Annotated in this window: 6 protein-coding genes; 2 read left to right on the top strand and 4 right to left on the bottom strand. The window is 75.9% G+C overall.

Translation table 11 applies throughout. The features are described 5' to 3' along the window. Positions 1 to 128 precede the first annotated feature (128 nt). The 4 genes from E4P43_RS04045 to sepH form a co-directional block, all read right to left on the bottom strand. Positions 129 to 602 (bottom strand): general stress protein, encoded by a 474-nt coding sequence (locus tag E4P43_RS04045; RefSeq protein ID WP_135144141.1) that lies wholly within the window; start codon positions 600 to 602, stop codon positions 129 to 131. A 36-nt stretch (positions 603 to 638) separates the two neighbouring features. Further along, complete coding sequence (locus E4P43_RS04040; protein WP_135144140.1) at positions 639 to 2,459, bottom strand: ABC transporter ATP-binding protein; 1,821 nt, start codon at positions 2,457 to 2,459, stop codon at positions 639 to 641. Further along, entirely contained in the window at positions 2,456 to 4,234 is a 1,779-nt protein-coding gene (locus tag E4P43_RS04035; protein ID WP_135144139.1) for an ABC transporter ATP-binding protein, read from the bottom strand. Before E4P43_RS04035 ends, E4P43_RS04040 begins: the two co-directional genes overlap by 4 nt. A gap of 65 nt (positions 4,235 to 4,299) precedes the next feature. After that, positions 4,300 to 5,193 (bottom strand): septation protein SepH, encoded by an 894-nt coding sequence (sepH, locus tag E4P43_RS04030; protein ID WP_135144138.1) that lies wholly within the window; start codon positions 5,191 to 5,193, stop codon positions 4,300 to 4,302. A gap of 244 nt (positions 5,194 to 5,437) precedes the next feature. Here sepH and E4P43_RS04025 point away from each other — a divergent pair, with 244 nt between their 5' ends. Then, the gene (locus E4P43_RS04025; protein WP_135144137.1) at positions 5,438 to 7,351 is read left to right on the top strand and encodes a prolyl oligopeptidase family serine peptidase; all 1,914 of its coding nucleotides are present in this window, start codon (positions 5,438 to 5,440) and stop codon (positions 7,349 to 7,351) included. Next, a complete protein-coding gene (locus E4P43_RS04020; protein WP_135144136.1) occupies positions 7,348 to 8,826 on the top strand; it encodes a circularly permuted type 2 ATP-grasp protein in 1,479 nt (492 codons plus the stop codon). Before E4P43_RS04025 ends, E4P43_RS04020 begins: the two co-directional genes overlap by 4 nt. The last annotated feature ends 8 nt before the right edge of the window (positions 8,827 to 8,834 follow it).

Here is an 8,834-nt window from a genome sequence, read left to right as displayed (position 1 = left end):
ACGGGCATTAGCGTGGGACAACGAGACCTCCGGGCGGTCGGTGAGGCGTCAGCACCCACACCTTCGCTCGGAGGTCTCCTCGTTGGATCAGCCCGCTACGCCGTCAACAACGCTCGTGGTCACTACAGCTAGCCGCGCAGGGCGAAGCGGGCGAGCAGGGCGCGGGCCTCCTCGGCCTGCGCCGGGTTGCACATCACGTCGTAGCGGCTGGCCTTGATCGTGCTGGTGCTGGTGAAGTCGCGCCGGCCCTGGGTGGCCGCGTAGCCCATCCCGCCGAAGGCCGCGCCGAACGCCAGACCGATCAGCAGGCCGCTGAGCACGGAGCCGAGCCAGTTGCCGCCGTCGGCGGCGAAGATGCCCAGCAGCAGCCCCACGAACAGACCCCACCAGGCGCCGCCCGCCGCGCCCGCGGCCACCGCCCGGCCCATCGTCATCCGGCCGGTGACCTTCTCGATCATGCGCAGGTCCGTGCCGATGATCGTCACGTTCTCCACGGCGAACTTCTCGTCGGAGAGGTAGTCCACGGCGGCCTGCGCCTGCTCGTAGCTGTCGTAGGAACCCACCTGGACGCCGCCCAGCGGCATCGACACCGAAGCACTCATGCCCGGTCAACTACCCGCGCGGGTGCGCTGTTCCACTCAGACCAGGCTGTCGGCCCAGGCGCGGTGCAGTCCGGCGAAGCGACCGGTACCGCCGACGAGGTCGGCAGGGGTGCCGTCCTCGACGATGCGGCCGCTCTCCATGACCAGCACGCGGTCGGCGACCTCCACCGTGGAGAGCCGGTGGGCGATGATCAGCGCCGTCCGGTCGGCCAGCAGCGTGTGCAGCGCCCGCTGCACCAGCCGCTCGCTGGGCACGTCGAGCGAGCTGGTCGCCTCGTCGAGGACCAGCACCGCGGGGTCGGCCAGGAACGCCCGGGCGAAGCTCACCAGCTGGCGCTGCCCGGCCGACAGCCGCCCGCCGCGCCGGTGCACGTCTGTGTCGTACCCCTCCGGGAGCGCGGCGATGAACCCGTGGGCCCCGATCGCGCGCGCGGCCGCCTCCACCTCCTCGCGGGTGGCCTCGGGCCGGCCGAAGGCGATGTTGTCGGCGATCGTCCCGGAGAACAGGAAGCTCTCCTGGGTCACCATGACCACGGCCCGCCGCAGGTCGGCGTCGGAGAGCCGGTGCAGCGGCACCCCGTCCAGCCGGACCTCGCCGGAGACCGGGTCGTAGAACCGGGCCACGAGCCGGGCCAGCGTGGACTTGCCGGCCCCGGTGGCGCCGACCAGCGCCACCGTCTGGCCGGCCGGCACGGTGAGCCGCAGCTCGGGGAGCACCGTCCGGTCGGTGTAGCCGAAGGAGACGCCGTCGAGGACCAGCTCGCCGCGGGCCCGGGGGAGGGGCACGGGGTCGCTCGGCTCGGGGACGGTGGGCCGCTCCTCCAGCACCCCGGACAGCTTCTCCAGGGCTGCCGTCGCCGACTGGTAGGCGTTGTAGAACATCGCGACGTCCTGCAGCGGGTCGAAGAACCGGCGCAGGTACAGCAGGAACGACACCAGCGTCCCGACGGCGAGGCCGCCGCCGATCACCCGCCACGCCCCGATGCCGAGGACGGCCACGGTGACGACGTTGCCGATGAGGGTCACCGCCGGGATGAAGACGGCGATCAGCCAGAACGCCCGGTGGTGCGCGCGCCGGTTGTCCTCGTTCAGGGCGGCGTACAGCTCGTCGTTGCGCGGCTCGCGGCGGAAGGCCTGCACCGCCCGGATGCCGCCGAAGGTCTCGGTGAACTGCACGATCAGCGCGGCGATCGTCTCCCGGGTGCGCCGGTAGGCGGCCGTGGAGTGGCGCTGGAACCAGCGGGCGACGACGAACAGCGCCGGGAACCCGAGCAGCGCCACCGCGCCCAGGCCCGGGTCCAGCACCATCAGGACGACGCCGATCGTCAGCACGCTGAACAGCGCGGTGACCAGGCTGTCCAGGCCCTCGTCGAGCAGCTCGGCGAGCGCCTCGACGTCGCTGGTGAGCCGGCTGACCGTCTTGCCCGAGGTGTACTTCTCGTGGAAGGACAGCGGCAGCCGCTGGACGTGGGTGAACACCCGGCGGCGCAGCGCCAGCAGCACCGCCTGGCCCATCCGCCCGGAGCGGGTGAGGAAGACGTAGCGCAGCGCGGTGTCCACCAGCGCCGCGGCCACCATGGCGCCGGCGACCCAGACCAGCGGCCAGGCGTCCGACCGCTCCACCAGCGCGGGGACCGCCACGTCGATGCCGATGCCGACCAGGAGCGGCCCGGCCAGCCAGGCGACGTTCTGCACCAGCAGGGTGAGCAGCAGCAGCCACAGGGTCCTGCGGTGCGGCCGCAGCAGGTCGCGCAGCAGCCGACGGGAGCGGGCCCACAGGAACACCCCCGCGCCGGCCGAGAGCTCCTCGGTGTCCTCGGTGGCGACGCCGCGCCAGCTCTCGGCCGGGGCGCTCACCGGGTCACCTCGGTCAGCTCGCTGTCCTGGGCGAGCAGGTCGCGGTAGGCCGGGACACCCGCCAGCAGCTCGCTGTGGGTGCCGACGGCGGTGATCCGGCCCCCGGCCAGCAGCGCCACGCGGTCGGCCAGCAGCACCGTCGAGGCGCGGTGCGCGACCACCAGCGCGGTCGTCTCGGCCAGGACCTCGCGCAGCGCCCGCTCCACCAGCGCCTCGGTGTGCACGTCGAGCGCGGAGAGCGGGTCGTCGAGGACCAGCACCGACGGCCGGCCCAGCACCGCGCGGGCCAGCGCCAGCCGCTGACGCTGCCCGCCGGAGAGCGAGAGGCCCTGCTCCCCGATGCGGGTGTCCAGGCCCCACGGCAGCTCGTGCACGAACTGGGCCTGCGCCACCCGCAGCGCCTCGGCCACCTCGTCGTCCCCGGCGTCGGGCCGGCCGAGCGCCAGGTTCTCCCGCACGCTCATCGAGAAGAGCGTGGCGTCCTCGAACGCGGTGGCGACGACGCTGCGCAGCTGGGCCAGGGGCAGGTCGCGGACGTCGGTGCCGTCCAGGGTGACCCGGCCGCCGGTGACGTCGTACAGGCGGGGGACCAGGGCGGTGAGCGTCGTCTTGCCCGAACCGGTGGCGCCGACGAGCGCGACGGTCTCGCCGGGACGCAGGTCCAGGTCGACGCCGTCGAGGACCGGCTCGGCGGCGCCCGGGTAGGCGAACCGCACGCCCTCGAACCGCAGCCGGGCGGGGGTGCCCACCACGGCCGGGGTGGCGCCGGGCCGGTCGGTCACGGTGAGCGGGGCGTCGAGCAGCTCGCCCACGCGGTCGCAGGCGCTCGCGGTCTCCTGCGCGAAGGCGAAGAGGAAGCCCAGCGACAGGATCGGCCAGAGCAGCACGGTGAACAGCGCGATGAAGGCGACCAGCCCGCCCACGGTGAGCGCGCCGCTGCTGACCGCCAGGGAGCCGCCGACGAGGATCATCGCCAGCGTGAGCTGCGGGTGCAGCTCGAACAGGCACCACAGCAGCGCCAGGGTGCGCACCTTGTCCAGCTCCAGGCTGCGCAGCCGCGTCGCCTTGGCGTCGTAGCGGTCGAAGACCAGGCCGCTGCGCCCCAGCGACTTGACGACGCGGATGCCCTGCACCGCCTCCTCGACGTCGGTGGTCAGCTCGCCCTGCTGGTCCTGCACCCGCCGGGACTCGGTGTTGTAGCGCCGCTCCCAGCGCATGCCCAGGAGGGTGAGCGGCACGGTTGTGGCCGCCACCGCGACCCCCAGCGGCCAGTAGGTGGCCAGGAGCAGCACCAGGACGACGACGCAGGTGACCAGGTTGACCACCAGGAAGACCGCCGCGAACCCGACGAACCGGCGGATCGTGGACATGTCGGTGGTCGCCCGGGAGAGCAGCTGGCCCGACCCCCACCGGTCGTGGAAGCCGACGGGGAGCCGCTGCAGCCGCTGGTAGAGGGTGTCGCGAAGGTCGCGCTCCAGCTGCAGGCAGCTGCGGTTCATCGCCCAGCGCCGGACGAAGAACAGGGCGGCCTCGGCCACCCCGAAGAGCAGGGCCAGCCCCAGCAGCGGCAGGAGGCCCGACCGGTCGCCCTCGGCGATCGGCCCGTCGACCACCGCGGCGGTGACCAGGGGGAGGGCGAGCTGGGCCAGGGTGGCCAGCAGGGCGGCGCCGAAGGTCAGCGTGACCAGCCCGCGGTAGGGCCGCGCGAACGGCCACAGGCGCGCCAGGGCGGAGAGCTTGCCGCGCGGGGCGGTGGCGGGTGTGGCGTCGTCCATGGCGCCCTCACGCTAGGCGCAGGTAGTGACCACCGCGAACGAGTTTCGCTGTCGGCGCGGCCGGCTCAGCGGTTGCGGCGGACCCCGAAGACGATGTCCTCCCACGCCGGGATGCGGGCGCGGGGGTCCTCGCCGTCGTCGCCGTCCTCGCCGGTGCGGCCGAGGACGACGGTGTCGTGCTCGGCGACCTCGTCGAGCAGCGCCGCCATCGCGTCGTCGTCCGGGGTGCCGTCGGGGGCGTGCACGTCGCGGACGACCTCGTCCTCGTCGTCGTCCGCCGGGGCCGACGGCGCGGGGACCGGCTCGGGGGCGCGGACCACGGACACCGGCCGGCTGCGCGGGGCCGGCGCCACCTCGGGGACGACCCGGACGAGCCGGGTGCCCTCGGCGAAGTCGGTGGTCGCGGCGTCGACCGGGGTGACCGTGCGCGAGGGCAGGTCGAAGCGCCAGCGGGTGGTGCCCGACTTCTCGCCCGCCCGCCACGCGCCGGTGACGACCCAGCTGCCGTCGTCGCCGCGGAAGGCGTCCCACTGCACGGTGTCGATGTCGGTGTCGATCAGCCGCAGCCGCTCGACCATGAACTGCCGCAGGGCGGTGCCGGGGCCCCCGTCGGAGAGCCGGACCCGCGCCTCGCGGGCCTGGTCGGCCACCCGCTTGCGCTCCTGGAGCACGGGGTGGGCGAAGCGCATGATCCGCTCGACCCGCGTGCCGGAGGAGGCGGCCACCTGCTCGGGGGTCTCACCGGCGCGGATGCGGGACTGGATGACCCGCGGCGGCAGCTCGGTCCCGCTGTCGACGTCGATCTGGATCAGCCGGCGGGCGTCGCCCCGGGCCGCGGCGCGCAGCCGGTCGTCGATGGGGAGCTCGAACCGCTCGCCCTCGGCGCCGTCCGGCCCCTCGGTGGCCAGGACCAGGCTCTGGCCGTCGTCGGAGAGCGCCACGAGGCGCAGCGAGCGCATGGCGACCTCCTAGCAGCCGACGGCGGGCCCGGTCGGGAGCCCGGTCCCCGAGGCTATCCGGGCGCGGCGGGCCCCGCGCGCAGGCGGCTCGGCGTGGCGCGCAGCCGCACGTGGCGCGGATCCCTCCCGTGGGGGGTGCGGAAGAGGGTTGTCCACGCCGATGACACCCGTGACACACGACCGCAACGAGCGACCACGACAGTGGGGACCTCGGAGCGGCACCATCCCGAGCCGAGGAGGCGCGATGGCCAGCCCGGTGACCCACCGGTCGACGGCCGTGCCCGCAGGGCTCACCCGCGGGGCGATGCCCGCCCTCGAGGCGCTGGTCCCGCCCGAGACCCTGCCCGCCTCCGTCCGCGCGGCCGTCGAGGCCATCGCCGGAGCCGCCGGTGCCTGGTGCCCGGCGCCCTCCCCGGACGGGCTGCGGGTCGCCTACGTCTCCGACCGGTCGGGCCTGCCGCGCCTGGAGGTCGCCGCCCTCGACGGCCGGACCCCGCCCGCGGTCCTGTCCGCGCCGGGGGAGGAGGTCATCTCCGTCTCCTGGTCGCCCGACGGCGCGTGGGTGGCCTACCTGGTCAGCCCCGGCGGGTCGATCTGCGCCGAGCTGCACGCCGTCCGCCCCGACGGGACCGGCCACCGGGTCCTCGCGGGGCACGACCCGCGGGCCACCGTCTTCGCCGGCTGCTGGGCCGGCCCGCACCACTACGCCTGCTCGGTCGCGTCGGGCTCTGGGCCGGACGCCGACGTCGTGCTGGTCGACGTCGTCACCGGGGAGCTGCGCACGCTGGCCTCCGGCGGCTTCCTGTCGGTGACCGCCGTCTCGCCCGACCACCGCACGGTGCTCGCGCGCCGCGGGCCGCGCGCCTTCCGGCACGTCGTCGTCATCGACGTCCCCACCGGGCTGCAGCGACGGGTGATCCGGCTCGACGAGCCCGGCGGCATCGCCTCCGAGGACGGCCGCCTCACCGCCGACGGCCGGGCCGTCCACGTCCGGGCGTCGCTGCCCGGGCTGCCGTTCACCGACCGCGCCGGCCTCGTCGAGGTGCCGGTGGACGCCGACGGCGTGCCCTCGGCCGGCCGCCGGGTGCTGTACCGCCCCGAGGCCGACCTCGACGGCTACGCGGTCCGCGCCGACGGCACGGTGCTGGCGCTGTGGAACCTCGACGGCGTCAGCGAGCTCTGCCTGCACCGGCTGGCCGACGGCGAGCTGCTGCGCACGGTGCCGCTGCCCGAGCGGGTGCTCTCAGGCTGGGCGCTCCTGCCCGGCCAGGACGCCCTCGTCGCCGAGCTGAGCGGCCCCCGCTCGCCCCGCGGTCTCTGGCGGGTGCCGCTGGACGGCAGCGCGGCCGAGCCGCTGGCCTGCACCCCGGCCCGGCCGGACCCCGGCCTGCTGGTCGAGCCCGTGCTGCACGAGTACGTCGCCCCCGACGGCCTGCGGCTGTCCGGGTGGCTGTACGCGCCGGCCGGTGCCACCGCCCCGAACCGCACGGTGGTCAGCTTCCACGGCGGCCCGGAGGGGCAGACCCGCCCGGACTGGTCGCCGATCACCCAGTCGATCGTCGCCGCTGGGCTGACCGTCTTCGCGCCGAACGTCCGCGGGTCCGGCGGGTTCGGCCGTGCGTTCATGACCGCGGACGACGGCCCCGCCCGCGCCGCCTCCTTCGACGACGTCCGCACCACCGTCGACGAGCTGGTGACCGCCGGCATCGCCGCCCCCGGCCGGGTCGGCGCGCACGGCTGGTCCTACGGCGGCTACCTGACGCTGGTCGCGCTCACCCGGTGGCCCGAGCTGTTCGCCGCCGGGGCCTCGCTGGCCGGCATGAGCGACCTGCGCACGTTCTTCGCCGGCACCGAGCCGTGGATGGCGGAGGCCTCGGTGACCGAGTACGGCGACCCGGTGACCGACCGGGAGATGCTCGCCGCCATCTCGCCGATGACGTCGCTGGACCGGCTCACCGCGCCGGTGCTCCTGGCCCACGGTGACCGGGACACCAACGTGCCCGTCGCCGAGTCGGTGCAGGCCCACCACGCCCTGCAGGCGCGGGGCGCGTGCAGCGACCTGCTGCTCTTCCCCGGCGAGGGGCACGCCATCGTCGGGCGCGAGGCGCTGGTCGAGCTGGGCCAGCGGCTCGCCGCCTGGTTCGATCGCTGGTTGTGAGCGGGGACCTCTTCGCCGGTTACCCCACTGTCCGCACCGACGAGGCCGTCGGGCCGGACGGCCGGCTGCGCAGCGGATGGGTGGAGCTGGCGGCTGCCCTGGAGACCGTGGGGCCCGACGGGCTCGCCCTCGCCGCCGACGACCTGACTGCCCGCCGGCGTGCCCTCGGCGTCGCCACCTCGGTGTGGGTCGACGGCCGGCAGGAGCTCCACCCGGTGCCCATGGACCCGGTCCCGCGGCTGGTCGGCGCCTCGACCTGGGCGACGCTCTCGGCGGGCGTGGCCCAGCGGCACCGCGCCCTGAACGCCTTCCTCGCCGACGCCTACCGGCCGGCCGGCCGGCGGCGGGGTGACACCGAGCGGGCCGCGGAGATCGTGCGCGCCGGTGTGCTGCCGGAGTGGGCGGTCGCCCACAGCCCCGGGCGGGACCCCGACGCGGTGGCCCTCGCCTGGCCCGGCCAGCAGCGCGCCGCCGTCGCCGGCACCGACGTGGTGCGCGCCGTCGACGGCCGCTGGGTGGTCGCCAAGGACAACCTCCGGGTGCCGTCGGGCATCGGCTACGCGCTGGCCAACCGGGACAGCGCCCGCACCGCCGCGCCGGAGCTGTTCGCGCACGTCGGCCGGCAGGTCGTGGAGCCCGCGGGCGCCGTGCCGCTGCTCGCCGGGGCGCTGGCCGCCGCGGCGCCGCCGGGCTGCGCCGGCCCGCCACGCGTGGCGGTGCTGACCCAGGGGGAGACCGACGGCGCGTGGTTCGAGCACCAGGTGCTCGCCGCCGCCCTCGACGTCCCGCTGGTGCGCGCCGGCGACCTCCACCCCCGTGGTGACGGCGGCCTGGACGCCGTCGTCGGCGGTGAGCGGGTGCCGGTCGACGTCCTCTACCGGCGCTTCGACGACTCCTCGCTCGGTGCCTACCGGACGGCGGCGGACCTGCCGCTGGCCGTGGCGCTCACCGAGGCGGTGCGGGCCGGCCGCCTGGGGCTGGCGAACGTGCCGGGCAACGGAGTCGCCGACGACGCGGCCGGCTACGCCTGGGTGCCGGCGATGGTCCGGTTCTACCTGGGCGAGGAGCCGCTGCTGGGCTCGGTGGGCACCTGGGTGCTGGCCGACCCCACCGCCTGGGCGGCCGTGCGCGGCCGGCTGGGCGAGCTCGACGTCGAGGAGGTCGCCGGGTACGGCGGCCGGCGGGTCGTCCACGGCCGCACCTGCTCGGCGGCCGAGCTCGAGGCGCTGCGCGCGGAGATCGCCGCCGCGCCGCACCGGTTCGTGGCCCGGGAGCCGCTCGAGCCCTCCACCGCGCCGACCCTGGTCGGCCGGGGGCTGCACCCCCGGCCGGTGGACCTGCGGATCTTCTCCGTCGCCGGGCCGGCGACGACGACCACGCTCCCGCTGGCGCTCACCCGGGTCGCCCCGGATGCCGCCCCCGCGCGCCCCGGCGTGCCGGGTGGCGGCAGCAAGGACACCTGGCTGCTGCGCTGAGGCCGCGG

Origin of the sequence: Blastococcus sp. TF02A-35 (assembly GCF_004571075.1) — a bacterium.
Classification (GTDB): domain Bacteria; phylum Actinomycetota; class Actinomycetes; order Mycobacteriales; family Geodermatophilaceae; genus Blastococcus.
The sequence above is the reverse complement of the archived record's forward strand: the minus strand, read 5'-3'. Positions and strand labels throughout refer to the sequence as shown.